At 41.0% G+C, this 16,685-nt stretch carries 13 protein-coding genes; 4 read left to right on the top strand and 9 right to left on the bottom strand.

What is annotated here, in order from left to right:
* Nucleotides 1-41: 41 nt before the first annotated feature.
* On the bottom strand, nt 42-701 hold the full coding sequence (locus BMY70_RS28190) for a DedA family protein (protein WP_090341351.1): 660 nt from the start codon (nt 699-701) through the stop codon (nt 42-44).
* A gap of 56 nt (nt 702-757) precedes the next feature.
* The gene (locus BMY70_RS28195; protein ID WP_090341353.1) at nt 758-1,552 is read right to left on the bottom strand and encodes a phosphosulfolactate synthase; all 795 of its coding nucleotides are present in this window, start codon (nt 1,550-1,552) and stop codon (nt 758-760) included.
* A 170-nt stretch (nt 1,553-1,722) separates the two neighbouring features.
* Here BMY70_RS28195 and BMY70_RS28200 point away from each other — a divergent pair, with 170 nt between their 5' ends.
* Nucleotides 1,723-2,193 (top strand): PaaI family thioesterase, encoded by a 471-nt coding sequence (locus BMY70_RS28200; protein ID WP_229209808.1) that lies wholly within the window; start codon nt 1,723-1,725, stop codon nt 2,191-2,193.
* Here the strand turns inward: BMY70_RS28200 and BMY70_RS28205 are convergent, their stop codons facing one another.
* Nucleotides 2,194-4,041 (bottom strand): ABC transporter ATP-binding protein, encoded by a 1,848-nt coding sequence (locus BMY70_RS28205; RefSeq protein WP_229209809.1) that lies wholly within the window; start codon nt 4,039-4,041, stop codon nt 2,194-2,196.
* 146 nt (nt 4,042-4,187) lie between these two features.
* Here BMY70_RS28205 and mazG point away from each other — a divergent pair, with 146 nt between their 5' ends.
* The 3 genes from mazG to BMY70_RS28220 all read left to right on the top strand — a co-directional run bounded on the left by mazG (nt 4,188) and on the right by BMY70_RS28220 (nt 6,425).
* Complete coding sequence (mazG, locus tag BMY70_RS28210; protein WP_090341355.1) at nt 4,188-5,018, top strand: nucleoside triphosphate pyrophosphohydrolase; 831 nt, start codon at nt 4,188-4,190, stop codon at nt 5,016-5,018.
* 142 nt (nt 5,019-5,160) lie between these two features.
* A complete protein-coding gene (locus BMY70_RS28215; protein ID WP_090341357.1) occupies nt 5,161-5,754 on the top strand; it encodes a hypothetical protein in 594 nt (197 codons plus the stop codon).
* A gap of 8 nt (nt 5,755-5,762) precedes the next feature.
* The gene (locus tag BMY70_RS28220) at nt 5,763-6,425 is read left to right on the top strand and encodes a thiamine diphosphokinase (RefSeq protein WP_090341360.1); all 663 of its coding nucleotides are present in this window, start codon (nt 5,763-5,765) and stop codon (nt 6,423-6,425) included.
* A gap of 4 nt (nt 6,426-6,429) precedes the next feature.
* Here BMY70_RS28220 and BMY70_RS28225 read toward each other — a convergent pair whose 3' ends face one another.
* The 6 genes from BMY70_RS28225 to BMY70_RS28250 all read right to left on the bottom strand — a co-directional run bounded on the left by BMY70_RS28225 (nt 6,430) and on the right by BMY70_RS28250 (nt 16,675).
* Nucleotides 6,430-8,061, bottom strand: a complete 1,632-nt coding sequence (locus tag BMY70_RS28225; RefSeq protein ID WP_090341362.1) for a M1 family metallopeptidase — start codon at nt 8,059-8,061, stop codon at nt 6,430-6,432.
* Nucleotides 8,062-8,093: 32 nt separating this feature from the next.
* Entirely contained in the window at nt 8,094-9,077 is a 984-nt protein-coding gene (locus BMY70_RS28230) for a Kelch repeat-containing protein (RefSeq protein ID WP_090341364.1), read from the bottom strand.
* A 140-nt stretch (nt 9,078-9,217) separates the two neighbouring features.
* The gene (locus BMY70_RS28235) at nt 9,218-10,594 is read right to left on the bottom strand and encodes a glucoamylase family protein (protein WP_090341366.1); all 1,377 of its coding nucleotides are present in this window, start codon (nt 10,592-10,594) and stop codon (nt 9,218-9,220) included.
* 40 nt (nt 10,595-10,634) lie between these two features.
* A complete protein-coding gene (locus BMY70_RS28240) occupies nt 10,635-11,984 on the bottom strand; it encodes a glucoamylase family protein (protein WP_090341368.1) in 1,350 nt (449 codons plus the stop codon).
* A 148-nt stretch (nt 11,985-12,132) separates the two neighbouring features.
* Nucleotides 12,133-13,626 carry a RagB/SusD family nutrient uptake outer membrane protein gene (locus BMY70_RS28245; protein ID WP_090341501.1) on the bottom strand — a complete coding sequence of 498 codons (1,494 nt, stop codon included), beginning with the start codon at nt 13,624-13,626 and terminating at the stop codon, nt 12,133-12,135.
* Nucleotides 13,627-13,639: 13 nt separating this feature from the next.
* Entirely contained in the window at nt 13,640-16,675 is a 3,036-nt protein-coding gene (locus BMY70_RS28250) for a SusC/RagA family TonB-linked outer membrane protein (RefSeq protein ID WP_090341370.1), read from the bottom strand.
* Between the last annotated feature and the right edge of the window lie 10 nt (nt 16,676-16,685).

A 16,685-nucleotide genomic window follows, 5' to 3' on the forward strand; every position in this document is an offset into this window, starting at 1 on the left:
CGACTGACAGGGCATTTCGTTAAAGTTTAAAAACAGATTCGTTATGCTGCAACGTTCTGTTTCGTCATTTTGCTTTTAAGAAATTGATAGATCATTGGCAATATCGAGAATCCAATAATTCCGAAAATAACCAATTCGAAATTCTTTTTCACGATCTCCATATTTCCGAAGAAATAGCCAAGCAGCGTAAGAGATGGTACCCAAAGAACTGCTCCCAGTACACAGTAACCAATATATTTTGAATAATTCATACTTCCTGCGCCTGCAACGAAAGGAGCTACTGTACGAACAATTGGAATAAAACGGGCCATGATCACTGTGCTTCCACCGTGCTTTTCATAAAAAGCCTCCGTTTTTTCGAGATATTCTCTTTTAAGGAACAATATTCTCTCACGTTTTTTAATCTCGCCACCGAATTTTTTACCCATAAAATAATTCACATTATCACCTAATAATGCAGCGATAATCAGAATTACGATAATCAGGAAGACATTCAATCCTGTTCCTTCGTTGGCGGCGATCGCGCCAGCTGCAAAAAGAAGTGAATCGCCGGGAAGCAGCGGCATAATAACCAAACCAGTTTCTGTAAAGACAATCAGAAATAAGATCACATACGTAAGCGTACCGTATTCCTGCACGATATCAAATAAATGCTTATCCAGGTGAAGGAAAAAATCAATAAACTGAGTTAAAAATTCCATTGCTTTTTTAAGTTTAACCGATTAGTTATAAATATGAAAGGTGAGCTTTAAAACAGTTATTTCGAATCAACTTTCCATTCTTTCTTTGTTTTTGCATTCAGGAAATGTGTGAAAGTATCTCCACGTAATCCCAGTCGAATTGTTTCTAATGGAATAAGCTCGCTTGGCGCGATATTTCCAAGATTTACATTCGCCCCTAAAAGTTTAACAAACCAAACTTGCTGGGATTTTTGTGGAGCTTCCCACAACATTTTTTCAAATGGAATTTGCGTTAAAATTTCTTCAACCAAACCCTGGCGCACTTCGCCGCTTGCTCTGAAAAGTCCAACATTACCGGATTCTCTTGCCTCGCCGATTACTTTCCAGGCACCAGCTTCCAATTCAGATTGAATCAATTGGATCCACTTATAAGGAGGAATGATTTTATTTTCATCCTTTGACCCAACTTCTGACAAGACAGTTACTTGCTGTGCAAGTTTGCGAATGTATTCACATTTAACGTCCTGCGCCATTTCTATTGATCCATCCGAAACTTCCGCATATTTCAGATCATATTTATCGAGCAGTTTACGGTAGTCATCAAACTGATTCCTTACAACAAAAGCCTCAAATAATGTTCCGCCAAAATAAACCGGAATCCCGGCATTTTTATATACCGCTAATTTTTCGTCGAGGTTAGATGTTACAAAGGAAGTGGCCCATCCCAGCTTTACGATATCTATAAATGTGGAGGCGCTGGAAAGCATATCTTCGGTTTCCCTGATACTAAGCCCTTTATCCATAACCATCGTAATTCCCATTTCACGAGGCTTTTCAGAACGGGAAGGAACTTGTGATAACGTAAAATTCATATTTGGATACTCTTTTAAGTCTTCGAAAAACTCGGGCAAAGGTAGCAATTACCTTTGATACGTAGCAATAAAATCACTAGTATTGACTTATTGTAATAGTTAAATCTACGATAATTAATATTTTCGGAATATATCCATGTTTATATTTCACTACTTAACCAATGTGTAAAATGACCGATTCCGATAATTCGCCCCAGAAAAAGAACGAAACTCGGCTGGAATATATGCAGACTTTCATAGGCCAATCGATGCAGGATAGCTTGTCTCCGGTCGGCAGATGGCTTAATGGAAAACTGCTGGACATTCAGGACGGAACCATGAAGGTTGAGTATGTGGTTCGTGAAGATATGTCAAATCCTATGGGCGTTTTGCATGGAGGAATTGCAGCTACTATTCTCGATGATGTAGTGGGGACAATGGTTTATGCACTCGGGAGGGATTTTGCTTACACTTCCATTAATTTAAATTGTGATTTCCTTAATGCTGCGAAAACAGATGAAACTATCCTTGCAGACGCGAAAGTCGTTCGTGCGGGGAAAAATATAATTCACGTGGAAGGTGTCATAACAAATACCGCCGGTTTGATTATTGCAAAATGCAGCAGTAATTTAATTCAAACCGGCCTGAAAATTCCTTTTTAACTATAGGTAACCCTGCGCCTGCAGCTGGAAAAGTTCGGCATATTTTCCGTCCAGGTTCAGCAATTCTTCATGTGACCCATATTCGATTAATTTTCCTTTTTCCATAAAAAGAATTCGATCTGCCATCCTTACCGTTGAAAACCGATGTGATATAAGTACGGCCATTTTTCCGTGTATTAATTCGCTGAAACGCTGAAAAACTTTATGTTCAGCTCTGGCGTCAAGCGCTGACGTAGGTTCATCCAGTACGATCAGCTGTGCATCCCGCATGTAAGCACGGGCCAAAGCGATTTTCTGCCATTGACCACCAGACAACTCTGTACCTTCTTTAAATCTTTTGCCTAAAACCTGTTCGAATCCGTTGGGAAGCCGTTCTATCACCTCATTAGCCATGCTCATATCAGAGGCTATTTGAATTGCTTCTTTATCATTTATATTATCGATATCTCCAACTGCAATATTATCAGAAACAGTCATTTCGTAGCGAATATAATCCTGAAAAATAATCCCGATATTGGCTCTTAAATCAGCTAAATTGTAGTCAAGAATATCAATTCCATCGATTAATATTCGTCCTTCGGTTGGTTTGTAAAGACAGGCCAGAAGTTTGACAAGCGTTGTTTTTCCGGCACCGTTTTCTCCCACAAGTGCCAATTTCTCCCCAGGATTCAAGGTGAATGAAAGATTTCTTATCGCCCAGAAATCACTTTCCGGATATTTGAAACTAACATTTTCAAATACAATTCCTTTTTTGATCGGCCGGAGAATAGTATGTCCGTTTTCATTCGCCAGAATTGTTGGTTCAATTTCAAAAAAATCAAATAGGTCTTTAAGATAAAGTGCATTTTCTGCTATACCGGAAAACCGGCTCATAATGGCCTGCAACATACCATGCATTCTCTGAAATGATCCCGAAAGAAATGTCATGGTTCCGATCGTAATCAGTCCTCCAAGGGTTTGTATCAACACAAAAACGTAAGCTGCATAATAAGCGACCGTGCCGATGGCGGATAAGAAATATCCCCAGCCAGCACGGCTGATCGCAATTTTTCGATTCGCCAGATAATATTCTTCGGACAATTCCTTGAAACGTCTTGCGAGATAATTTTCAAGTCCGAAAACCTTGACTTCTTTGGCTGTTTCCGCGCTTGAGCCCAGATAGCGAAGATAATCCAGTTCACGCCGTTCCGGAGTCCAGCTCCGGGTTAATGAATATGTCCTTTCGTTGAAATGCGTTTCTCCCAGAAAAGAAGGGATTACTGCGATAATTAATATTAAAATCAGCCAGGGATTAAATACAACTAATCCGGCTCCAAGTGAAAGCAGGGTTAAAATATCCTGAATCTGAGCCAATGTTTGAGAAAGCAGGACCGTGCGGCCAGCAGTTTGGCGCCGGGCTCTTTCCAGTTTGTCATAAAAAACAGGATTTTCAAATTGATATAGATCCAGTTTCGCAGCGTGATGTACCAGATCAACAGAAGTTTTATTGGCGACCAAATCACCTAAAAGGCTGTCAAACAGATTTATACAACGATTTAAAAGATCTGAAATAATGGTCAGTCCCAATTCCGCGCCGACAAGCATCCACAGATAATCATGAGAATCCGTTCGATGGTTGATTAACCGGACAACTTCATCAATAATTTCTTTACCGATGTAAAGCATTAATAAAGGAAGGCCAGACTTTATCAGACGGAAGATAATATTTCCTGATGTGAGCAGCTTATTGGTTTCCCAAACCAGACGGAAAAAACGAGGGAGATTTTGTAAAGCGGAAAAACGCTTTTTAAAGGATTCTGAGGATTCTTTTTTTGTTTTGAACGACTTGGATGCCGGAATTTTCTTCAATAGTTATAATAAGTATGGTGACTTTCTGTAAATCATTTTGTTACGAAAAAAGTTCTTTAAAAATCAATTGCTTTTCGTGCTGCCCTTAATCAGATACTTTGTTTTGACCGGCAGAGTTTTAGCAGCTTAAATATTACCTTTGTTACATGGAAAAAAACTTCAATGACTTACCAGAAAGTCGCCAGCAGCAGCTCATGGCTTTTGATCGCTTGCTTACAATTATGGACGAACTTCGGGAACAGTGCCCTTGGGACCGAAAACAAACCCTGGAAAGTTTACGGCACCTTACGATTGAAGAAACCTATGAGTTATCTGACGCGATTCTGGAAAATGACTTGCCTGAAATAAAAAAAGAACTGGGGGATGTGCTTTTGCATATTGTTTTTTATGCCAAAATCGCCTCAGAAAATGTAGAAACGGAAAATCATTTTGATATCGCCGATGTCTTGACCGGAATTTGTGAAAAACTGATCTCGCGTCATCCTCATATTTATGGTGATACAAAGGCGGATACCGAGGAGCAGGTGAAGCAAAATTGGGAAAAATTAAAATTGAAAGAAGGCAACAAGTCGGTTTTGTCTGGCGTGCCCGCATCTCTTCCTGCGCTTGTAAAGGCTATGCGCATTCAGGAAAAGGCTCGTGGAGCTGGATTTGACTGGGATGAAAAACAGCAGGTTTGGGCAAAAGTTGAGGAGGAATTGCAGGAATTTAAAGAAAACTTTAACATAGAAACACAAGACGTAATCGACCAGAAGGAAGCCGAAGGAGAGTTTGGAGATTTACTTTTTTCATTGGTTAACTATTCAAGATTTGTCGATATTAACCCTGAAACGGCGTTAGAAAGGACCAATAAAAAGTTTATCCGCCGGTTTCAATATATGGAAGAAGCATCAAAATCGGATGGAAAGTCATTGACCGAAATGACACTTTCGGAAATGGATGAATATTGGAATCGGGCTAAAGCGTTGCAGATTTAAAGGGGTCACTATTTTGTAATTGTCAGCTTCGGTAAAATAATTATTCATAGTTGAAATACGGTTTGCACCGAGAATATTTCTTGTTGATATTGAATAATGTTTCAATTTTCTGAACATTACTTGATAATTAACACACGCTAAAATGTACATCGAAGACCGAATTGCACAGTTAGAAAACATATCCGTGGATCAGGGAAAGCAGATAGAGATGATTGCAGAGGGATTGGCCAAGCTGACAACTGTTGTGCATAAGGGTTTCGCTGAATGGAAAAAGCGAGACGCCTTGATGCAGCAAGATATTTCTTTGTTAAAGAAAGGTTTGTCCGGTGCACAAACGGATATTGAATCTTTGAAGACTGATGTTAATGTCCTGAAGACTGACGTTAATATCCTCAAGACTGATGTTAATATCCTGAAGACTGACGTTAATATCCTAAAGACTGATGTTGATATCCTGAAGACTGATGTTAATATCCTGAAAATAGATGTTAATATCCTCAAGACTGATGTTAATATCCTGAAAATTGATGTTAGTGAATTGAAGGAAGATGTCAGCGTCTTGAAAGATGATGTCAAAACTTTAAAATCCGATGTTGCCATTATTCAACAGGATTTAAAAGATATCCGTCATGAAATGGATGAGCGTTTTAATTTGATAGATAAAAGATTTGATAAGATGGAAAGTAACTTTAATGGAAAATTTGACTTACTTGTCGAACTCATTAAAGCGAAATAAGATTAGTAATGTCTTCACATCATATTATCAGAGAAAAGCAGGAACCTGCACTAATTATTGCCAACGGAGAAGCTTGCAGTGAAGAATTGTTGGGGCAATTGTTAGAATGGAGCCCACTGGTTTTGGTTCTGGATCATGCTATTTACAGAGTTCTCGAATTAGGAATAAAAGTAGACGTTTGGTTAGGAGACTTTGATCAGAATCATGATTTCGACGAGATTAGATCGAGGCAGTATCCTCTCAAAATTGTTCATACACCGGATCAGGAAAAAACAGATCTTGAAAAAGCAATTGACTATTTAGTGGCCGAGGGATTTCCGGCTGCAAATATTGTTTGGGCAACAGGTCGTCGCGCTGATCATTCTATAACAAATATTACCAATCTGGTCCGCTACAAAGAAACTATCCGCCTTGTATTATTTGACGACTATTCGAAAATATTTCCGTTGGCGGGGATTTTTGAAAAGTGGTATGTCGCGGGTACGCCAATTTCGCTTATCCCTATCGGAGTTGTGGAAGGTATTAAAACAGCAGGTTTAAAATATAATCTAAATGATGAAACATTGACATTAGGGCATAGGACCGGAAATAGTAATGAGGCGGAAACTGATGGTATGGTTCGAATTTCCGCCCTTAAAGGTGATTTATTAATTATGGAATGTTGGGACTAAATCTCTAAATATTTTTTGACTCCACATAGAAGTTACGATCTACAAGCAGCGTTTTTTCGCCTTTCGTTTTCAATGTTTTCCAGTTTGTTGTAGGATAAATGAACTGATCATTTCCATCCGCAAGTTTTATTCTAACCGGCATATCGAACCCAGCAACAACATTTGTCCAGCGGTACTGAACGCTGTTCCCTTTAAAAGAATATTCAAGAGTAGGGATGCGGGTATCTCGTAAATACTGGTCAAATATTTTACTGATATCTCGGCCGGCATTTTTACTCACATAATCCTCAATTTGTCTGGATTCAACAGTTTGATGGTAGAAAGTCTTATTGAGGCCACGTAAAATCTGGCGCCACTTATCATCATTATTCACAACCTGACGAATGGTGTGGAGCATATTTCCACCCTTGTAATACATATCCCTTGAACCTTCCTGGTTAACATTATAAGTGCCGATAATTGGTATATCGTTTGCGATCAAGGCCCTCGTACCAATCACATAATCTGCACCAGCCTGTTTTCCAAAATAGAATTCGGTGTATAAGTTTTCCGAATAATTAGTAAAGCTTTCGTGGATCCACATGTCGGCGACATCCTTATAGGTGATATTATTTGCAAACCATTCATGACCACTTTCATGAATAATGATAAAATCCCATTTTAGCCCCCAACCTGTTTTGGACAAATCACGTCCCAGATATCCCATTTTATAGCCGTTTCCATAGGTAACAGAACTTTGGTGTTCCATACCCAGATAAGGCACCTCGACTAACTTATATCCATCTTCGTAGAATGGATATGGTCCAAACCAATGTTCAAAAGCTTTCAGCATTTTGTTGGCCTGATCGAACTGAACTTTTGCTTTTTCAAGATTTTCAGGATATACATAAAAACTCACCGGCAAATCACCTTTTTCACCTTTATACGTCTCGCTCCAATTTACATAAGGAGCAACATTCATATTGACCCCGTAATTATTGATCGGATTAACAACTGCCCAATTGAAAGTATGTGTGCCATTGTTATTATCAATAACACTACGCAGTTTTCCGTTGGAGACATCCGTAACCGCTTTCGGAACTGTAATACTTACCATCATACTATCTGGTTCGTCATACATGTGATCTTTGCATGGCCACCAAACGCTTGACCCAAGGCCCTGGCATGAGGTAGAAATTATCGTGTTTCCTTTTCCGTCCGGAACCCACTGTACGCCGCCATCCCAGGGCGGTCTTTTTGCTAAACGCGGCTTTCCCGAATAAAAAACTTCAATAGATTCAGACTTTCCTTTTTCCTGCTTCTTAGTTAGGGTTATAAAAAAAGCGTTTCCATCTCTCCTGTAAGTCAGCGTTTGGCCATCCTGAATCACTTTTTCAAGTTGAAGCGGTTCCTGCAAATCGACTTGGATTGTTTGCTTCGGCTCTAAAACTTTATAATTAATGACCGTGCTGCCTTTTAGTGTGCTATCCTGCGCATTTGGCGTCACGCTCAAATGATAGTAAGTGAGATCCCACCACGCCCGCTCGGGAGTGATCGCTCCACGCAACGTGTCTGCGTGTGTGAATTTTGTTTGGTTTTGGGCACTCGATAAAAATGGACTTAATATCAGGCAAAAGGAAAGGATTTTTTTTAACATTTAATAGGAGATTATGGTATTGTATCTGTGTATTATTCTTCAAGAACTTCCATTGCATTTAGCTCAGGGCCACCGCCCCGATTGGCAGAACCGGCCGCGATATAAACTTTTTTATGTAAGAAAACTGCCTGGGTTCCATGTCTTCCCTGTTGCATCGAAGGGAATTTTTCCCATTTTTGGGTTTGCGTATTAAATGCTTCGACTTCATTGTGGGCTTCTACATGAGCATCGCTTTCTCCGCCAATGATCAGGATTTTTTTGCCAAAAGCAACAGCCGTATTACCAGCCCGCTTTGTAGGAATATTGTTTGACGCATCAAGGGTTGACCATTTGCCGGTCTTGAAATTGTAAACGTCTACCTCCGCGATTGTAGTATTCAAGACTTGATTGATCCTGGCAGTAGACAATCGACCTCCGGCTAAATAAAGTTTATTGTCAATAACCGCTACCTGCACATGGTCCCGCGGGCGAGGAGCTTCGGCGAGCTGCTTCCAGGTATTTTTTGCCGGATCATACTCATCAAACCAAGTTACCTGACCATCCCAATGACCATCCTGAATTCCGCAGACAAGGTATATTTTGTCATTTAAAGTGAACGCTCCGGCCGCCCCACGTCTCCTGTTTTCCGGGATTTCAGGACCTTTTCGCCATTCATTTTTGACAGGATTGAAAATATAGATATTAGGAATTGGTACTTCATGGGGATAGCTGCCGGTAAAGGCACCTAGTACGTAAATTTCGTTCTTAAAAGAAACGGCTTGAAAGTGGCTCATTTCAAGGGGTGTTTTGCTGAGCGTTACCCAGGTATCCTTTTCAGGATCATATTCATCGACAGATTTTAGCCCTCGGCCTCCAAGCAGATAAAGTTTTCCGTTCGCATGGGACATGGCATTTTCATGTCTCTTATCCGGGAGATTCTCTGGCTCTATCGCTCGCCAGACTTGGCCTTCAGCACGAAAGGTCATCATATGGATGACCAGTAAAAATGCTCCGATTTTGTAGAAGATGCTTTTCATAAATTGTCCCGGTATAAATAATTCCAGGCACCGAAACGGTGCCTGGGAAACTATTAATTACCATCAAGGTACAATTTATTTTATAAATTCGAAATATCACTAGTCCCATGAAATTCTTGCAAATTTCGGGAAACTACTGGTCAATTTTTGCTGATCGCTTTCAATGCCGGACTTTCAAAATTTAACTTTTTTAAACCGTTCTGGACATCCGGGTTGCTCATAAATAATTTCCATAATAACCCAGTCCGGTAATTTTCGATCATCACGATGATTGGGCCCTGATCGATTGCCAAATGTGACTTCGCATACCAGTTCTGTGATTCATTAAAGGCATCGGTAAATCCATATTCGCTCCATATTTTGTCGCCCAGATCATCATAGAAATGGCGAAGCGCCTTCATTGACTTTTCAGGAGCATAGGGGAAAGAGGATAATGCGGCCGTTGGGGTAATCGTGCCAAAATCATTTGTTGGGGAAAAAGCATTATAACCATCGTAGGTATCGCTGGCGGTTAACCCCCAACTATTTTCACCGTAACCTTTAAATTTTCCAGGATTCGCAACGCAATGCTTATAATTTATCAGCGTATGATTAACATTTTGTTCCCAATAATCGGCATATTGATCTTTCAGGTTTCGCGGATCAAGGCCCAGAAACGAATAATGAGCAAAAAACATAGGACCGCCAAAATCAAAGCCAAGCGGGAGTTTTACTCCGTAAAATTCTTTTCCGTTTTTGAAGTGGTCACTTTGAGCCCAGCATTTATTGTAAATTTGTGCAGTAATTGGATACCTCGGAGAGGACGCTGCCAAAATATACGTAATCAGGGTTTCATTATAGCCTCTCAACTCAAAATTCATTGCCCAGCCGTTATTTGGGCTCCAATGCCAGAATAACTGATCAGGATTTCCTCTCGTATACCAATCCCATTCTGCTTCATCCCAAATCCAGGTGATCCGGTTCCTCAAATCACGTTCAACATTGTTGTTTCCGTTGAAATACTGTTTTGCACAAAGTAAACCCTGAAAAAGGAATGAAGATTCTACAAGATCTCCTCCATCATCTTTACGCCCGAAAGGAATAATTTTCCCGGTTCCGCCATTTAGCCAATGTGGAAAAATTCCATGATAGTGATCAGCCTTCGATAAAAATTTAACCATTTTTAGCAGACGGTTAGAGACCGAATCTCTCGGAACCCAGCCTCGTTCAGCTGCGACGATCATAGCCATAATTCCAAATCCTGTACCCCCAGTTGTTACAACTTCATCTCCATAATCAAACGCAACATTACTTCGCTCTCTGGACATGCCGCTAACCGGATGGCCAAAATCCCAGAAATAACGAAATGTTTGTTTTTGAACCAATTCGAGTAATGCCGTATCGGATAGATTTTTTGGTCGGTTCGCCGGATTAAAAGTGGCAGCAGCTGTTGAGGTCCTCTTCTTTTGCGCAGTACTATCGGTTGTCGAAAAGAGTATGCATGCCAGAATGCTTAGGTGAAAGAGTATATATTTCATATTATGCTAATTAATTTCTTTGTTGAGGTAGTTGTTGTTACTACTTTAAATTGGGACTCTGAAATTCGAGGTTACTCATTCCGGTCTTTATTTCCGGATTGCTCATGAATAGATTCCAGAGTAACTGGCTTCGGTGATTTTCAATCATAATAATAATTGGCCCCTGATCGATTGCCAGGTACGAAGTTGCAAACCAAGGTTGTTGTAAGGAAAATGCGTCGTAAAATCCATAATCTCCCCAGATCTTATCTCCCAGCTTGTAGTAGAAAAATTTTAAAGCTTTCATAGACTCAAGAGGCGTGTATGGGAAAGAAGATAACGCGGCGGTAGGTGTAATAACTCCTTTATCGCTTGTTGGCGAATTTGCGTTATAACCATCGGGAATATCGCTGGCAGTTAATCCCCAGCAATCCTCACTGTATCCATAATAGTTGAGGGGATTTGTTTTGCAGTAATTGAAATTGATTAGCGTATGCGTCCGGTTTTGGTCAAAATAATTCGTATGCTTATCGGTTAATTCCGTCGGATTTAATCCTAAGAAAGAGTAATGCGCAAAGAACAACGGACCTCCGTATGCACTTCCTAATGGTAACTTCAACCCGTAATAATTATTCCCGTTTACAAAAGAGCCGTTTCCAGTCCAGCCGTTGTCATAAACAATTTTAGAAATAGGGTGGGTTGGAGAGGAGGCCGCAAGCACATATGTTATCAGGCATTCATTCCAGCCCTTAATAGGCAGATTCATATCCCAGCCAAAATTCGGACTCCAATGCCAGTAAAGTACATTTTCATTGTTTTTTCTAAACCAATCCCATTCCACACCATGCCAGATGATATTAATATCATTTCTTAAAGAAACTTCCGATGCGTCATTTCCATTAAAATACTGACGTGCCGTTAATAATCCCTGAATCAGAAATGAAGTTTCAACTAAATCTGCGCCGTCATCTTTGGTACTAAATGGTACAACTGCCCCGGTAGCTCCGTTAAGCCAATGCGGAAAAGCACCATGAAATTTCTGAGCGTTACCTTTTAAAAACGTTACCATTTTCTGTAATCGCTCCAAACCCTGCGCTCGTGTAATAAATCCTCGTTCGATCGCTACCGGAATTGTCATAATGCCAAAGCCGCTTCCGCCTGAGGTCACTACGTCTCCGGAAGTATTTCTTTCTCTTGCCAAGCCGCTTACCGGATGTCCAAAATCCCAGAAATATCTAAAAGTTTGTTTTTGCACGAGCGTTAATAAGGCTTCATCCGATATCCTGGGAAATTTATCGGTTGAGTCAATTTCGAAAGTGGCCGGCCTGATCGTTTCAGGAGCTTCAACTTTTTCATTTTTACAACTGAAAGCTGCGAGAAGAAAAAGAAGAATTACATAACAGTTTTTCACGGCAAGCTAATTGGTTAATTATAAGATAAGCGGAGTTGCATATGTTTCGGCACTATTGAACACAGACAGCCCGCAGAACGATATTCCGGAATATCAGAAGTCTGATTTCTTTCATCGCCCTGCGGGCTGGTATAAATTAAGCCGGCTTTTAGTAGCCGGTATTTTGTGTTAATACGCCACCACTAAGATCAATTTCATTCTGTGGCACTGGCCAAACTTCATTTTTATTCGCCTGCCAACCTTTTGGTCCAAAGACTTCAGTTCCTCTTCCCTGGCGGATAACGTCAAAATAACGGTCGTACTCCAGCGCCAACTCAGATTGACGTTCACGCCAGATTGCTTTTTGTAAAGTTGCTTTGTCTGTCGCAGTAACCTTTGGCAAAATTGTTGTACTTGTCCCTCTTGCTCTTGCACGGACAAGTTCAAGTGATGCCAAAGCTTCGGTTGTTTTGCCAAGTTCATTAGCCGCTTCTGCATTCATTAACAAAACATCGGCGTAGCGGATTACACGAACATTTTGCTGAGCTCCCTCGTTAAATCCCGATACAAAAAGTTTGAATGGTACATACGATTTCTGATTATACATTGGGTTGTCGCCTGTCGCGGGAATAATGTCGCCATCAGGAGTGGTTTCGCCGCGGAAAATAATTGTTGCATCTCTTCTTGGGTCACCCGTTTCATAACTTGCAGCCAGTTCTTTTGTAGGTACATTAAAACCCCATCCGCCTCCAACAACACCTCTTGTTCCCTGCACTTGCGAGTATTGAGAATTCGAAGCGTCCTTGTTTTCTAAAACCAACTCGTTCTGAATTTCAAAAATCGATTCAGGAGCGTTTTCATTTTTGACTCTGAATAGTTGCTCGTAATTGGCAAAAAGAGAATATTGTCCTGATCCAATAACCTGCGTTGTCAGATCGTAAACCTGTTGCCACTTTTGCTGATACATTGAAACTTTTGCATGTAGTGAAAGTGCAGCACCTTTTGTGGCACGGCCAATATCAGTAGCACCATAAGTAGCAGGAAGAACTGCTGCCGCCTCTGTCAAATCTTTTTCAATGGCAGCATAAATCTCAGCTTTGGCAGTACGTGGAATATTGTATTCTGCCGTACCTGCCGGAACCGTTAGTCGTAACGGAACATCGCCGTAAGCACGTACCAATCGGAAGTAGGAATATGCACGTACAAATTTGGCCTCTGCCAGATATCTTTCTTTCAAGGCAGCAGTCATCTCTATTGCCGGAACATTATCCAATACCTGATTGGCATAATTGATATTTTCGTATTGCCCTTTCCAGAAATCCGCCAATTGTCCCTCAGTGGATCCAACTGAAAAATTGTCGTATGTATTGAAAAAAGTCGCATCGGATGCCGAACTACCTTTCTCGGTTTCATCCGATCCAATACTTTCAATAGCAATCGGTGCAAAAGAAATGTTTGTCCAGCTCCGAAGGTTCGCGTACATCGCATTAACAGCCTTTGTTGCATCGCCTTCATTTTGCCAGAAAACATCTCCCGATTGTTTTCCCTGAGGATCAGTATCCAAAAAACTTTCCTGACATGCCAGCGGAAAAAGTGTCAAAGAAGTCAGGCCGGCATACAGCCCGATTCTTCCAAGTCTAGTTTTAAAATTTCTATTTTTCATATTCCTGATCGTCTTAGAAAGTAACATTTATACCAAAGTTGTAGGTTGCTGACAACGGATATACGTTAGCGTCAATACCTGCCTGCGTTGGTTTATTTTCGTTTGCCCTAACTTCCGGAGAAAGTCCTTTGTATTTGAAAAAGTTAAGTGCATTCTGAGCGTTTGCATAAATTCTCAATTTTTTCAATTTTAGACGTTCTGTCACTTTTGCCGGCAAACTGTATCCTAACTGAGCATTTCTAACTCTGAAATAACTTCCGTTTTGAACAAAGAATGAATTCGCGAGATAATTTGATCCACCGCCAATGTTAGCAGAAGGGTAAGTATTTGAAGTTCCTTCTCCATGCCAGCGATTGTCGAAATAATCCTTTGTGAAATTTTCATTTCCATAACGCCATCCAAGGTTTGCATTATAAACATCAACTTTGGCTACACCCTGGAAATCAAGCATCAAATCAAACCATTTATAATTCCAGCTCGTATTGATACCGTAAGTATACTTAGGATTTGGATTTCCTATAACCTGACGGTCCAGTCCGGTAATGTTTCCATCCGGAGTTCCATTGGATCCGCTGATATCACGGTATCTGAAATCACCTGGCTTAGCCGTTTTTTGTGCTGATCCGTCAATTTCTGCTTGATTTTGGAAAATTCCATCAACAACGTATCCGTAAAATGATCCAATCGGATCGCCTACTCGGGTTCTTGTTGCCAGAGCACCACCTGTCAAACCAACACCTCCGTCATAAATCGGGTTAGCTCCGGTAGATACTGACAGAACTTTGTTATTGTTCATACTTCCGTTGATACCAATGCTGTATGTCAGATCTTTGCCAATTTCGTCTCTCCATGTAATCGCTGCTTCAAAACCTTTGTTTTCGAAATCGGCCTGGTTACCAATAATTTTACCAGAGGCAGTTCCGATTGAAGCGAGTACAGGAATGTCAAAAATCGCGCGTTCGGTCTTTTTGGTATAGTAATCCAGTTCAAAAGACAAGCGATTTTTCATCAACGAAGCTTCTAAGCCGATATCAGTTCCTACACCACGTTCCCAAACAGTAACGGGAGGAATAATAGAGTTGATACTCGCACCCGTATTAACCGTCCCGCCATAGATTGCAGCAAGGGTACCACCTGTTGCAACCGTCAAGGTAGACAAGTTAGAAGGAACGGATGCGTTACCGATTTTACCCCAGCTTGCACGTAATTTCAGGTTGTCAAAAACTTTTTGATCACCCATGAACGCTTCGTTACTGATAACCCAGCCAGCACCGACCGATGGGAAATAACCCCAGGCATTTCCACCCTGATAAAATTTAGATGATCCATCCGCTCTTAAAGAAGCATTGATTAAATAACGATCGGAAAAACCGTAATTGACACGCCCGAAATAGGAGGAATACGTTGCCAGATCGCCTTCATCGGTTACGTTACGTCCGTCAACATTTCCTAATGTCAGATATAAATCTCCTTCGCTTGCATAAGGAACGTCACGAGCAGAGGCCGTTAGCTTGTATGATTGATCGCGTTGTGCGGATTGACCAAGAAGGGCAGTAATAGAGTGTTTGCCGATTTCTTTTGTGTAGGTCAAAGTGTTTTCAAAAATCCAGTAGCGCGCCTGTGGGCGGGTAAAGGTCAAGAGGCTGTTTGTGTTACGCTGTGCAACCGTAGCAGCATAAACAGGAACGTAAGCTCTCGTTTCATCCTGCGAATAACGACCGCCCAGACTTGTTTTGAAGGTAAAATCTTTTAGAAAAGACAATTCTGCATAAGCATTTGCAGTCAGAAGTGTCTTCTTTGTATTCTGATTATAATAATCAAGCGTTACCTGAGGATTGAAGTTTGCACCATCTCCAAGGTTTAATTTAGACGGATCACCATAGGTCCCGTCTGCGTTATAAACAGAAAGAACAGGCGCCGCTGAGTATAATTGTCTAAAAATTCCACCGGCTTCATCCTGTGACTTGCTGAATGCACCTGTTGCGGTATATCCCACTTTCAGATTTTTAGCAACCTGGAAATCGTTCTGAAAACGGGCAGTATAACGTTTGAAATTGTTTTTCTCAACTATACCATCCTGTTTCAAATAACCAAGAGAGAAATTGTAGGTTGATTTTTCTCCGCCACCACTCACAGAAATTTGATGATTCGTTATAAAAGCATCGCGGAGAACTTGCTTGTACCAATCTGTTCCTTCTCCGTAGCTGGCCGGATTCAAAATATTCTGGCCGCCATTTATTGCGCTTAGCTCATTAATCATCGTGGCATACTCATTTGCGTTCGCCATTTTGATCTGGTTTGTCACTTTTTGCATTCCGACAAATCCATTATAATCGACCACCGCTTTTCCGGATTTTCCTTTTTTTGTAGTAATTAAAACCACACCGTTTGCAGCACGAACACCATAGATAGACTGGCTTGAAGCATCTTTCAGAATATTCATACTTTCGATGTCCGCCGAATTCAGGAAGCTTATATCGTCAAACCAAACTCCGTCAACAACATAAAGAGGATTTGGACTACCATAAGCAGTACCTACACCACGTATACGAATCTGAGGTGCCTCACCTGGTTTTCCTGAATTGTTCACCTGTACACCGGCAACTTTTCCCTGCAAACCACTGACCGCATTTATAGAGGATTGTTTCGAGATCTCTGCACCTTTAATGGAAACTACCGAACCGGTTACGTCGACTTTTCTTTGCGATCCATATCCTACGACCACAACTTCATTTAGCGCGCGGGCATCCTCCTGAAGTGCGACGTTGATAACGGAGTTAGAGCCAACCGTTATTTCCTGGGAAGTCATCCCGATCATAGAAATGACCAGAACAGAAGTGGAGGATGGGACTTTAATATTAAAACTACCGTCTGTGTCAGTAGGAACCCCTGTGGTTGTTCCTTTAAGTAACACACTGGCCCCTGGAAGTCCGGAGCCGTCTGATGCCGAAGTGACCTTACCTGTTATGTTGATTTCCTGCGCGAATGCTAGTGTGGTTACGCACGCAAAAACAATCAACAAGTACAGTGATCGTACATTTGCTTTCATTGGTTTCTAG

Source organism: Dyadobacter koreensis, from assembly GCF_900108855.1.
GTDB lineage: Bacteria > Bacteroidota > Bacteroidia > Cytophagales > Spirosomataceae > Dyadobacter > Dyadobacter koreensis.

Coding starts and splice junctions, on each gene's coding strand:
- BMY70_RS28250 (WP_090341370.1), bottom strand. CDS start 16,675: ATGAAAGCAAATGTACGATCACTGTACTTGTTGATTGTTTTTGCGTGC.
- BMY70_RS28190 (WP_090341351.1), bottom strand. CDS start 701: ATGGAATTTTTAACTCAGTTTATTGATTTTTTCCTTCACCTGGATAAG.
- BMY70_RS28230 (WP_090341364.1), bottom strand. CDS start 9,077: ATGAAAAGCATCTTCTACAAAATCGGAGCATTTTTACTGGTCATCCAT.
- BMY70_RS28245 (WP_090341501.1), bottom strand. CDS start 13,626: ATGAAAAATAGAAATTTTAAAACTAGACTTGGAAGAATCGGGCTGTAT.
- BMY70_RS28200 (WP_229209808.1), top strand. CDS start 1,723: ATGACCGATTCCGATAATTCGCCCCAGAAAAAGAACGAAACTCGGCTG.
- mazG (WP_090341355.1), top strand. CDS start 4,188: ATGGAAAAAAACTTCAATGACTTACCAGAAAGTCGCCAGCAGCAGCTC.
- BMY70_RS28235 (WP_090341366.1), bottom strand. CDS start 10,594: ATGAAATATATACTCTTTCACCTAAGCATTCTGGCATGCATACTCTTT.
- BMY70_RS28220 (WP_090341360.1), top strand. CDS start 5,763: ATGTCTTCACATCATATTATCAGAGAAAAGCAGGAACCTGCACTAATT.
- BMY70_RS28195 (WP_090341353.1), bottom strand. CDS start 1,552: ATGAATTTTACGTTATCACAAGTTCCTTCCCGTTCTGAAAAGCCTCGT.
- BMY70_RS28225 (WP_090341362.1), bottom strand. CDS start 8,061: ATGTTAAAAAAAATCCTTTCCTTTTGCCTGATATTAAGTCCATTTTTA.
- BMY70_RS28215 (WP_090341357.1), top strand. CDS start 5,161: ATGTACATCGAAGACCGAATTGCACAGTTAGAAAACATATCCGTGGAT.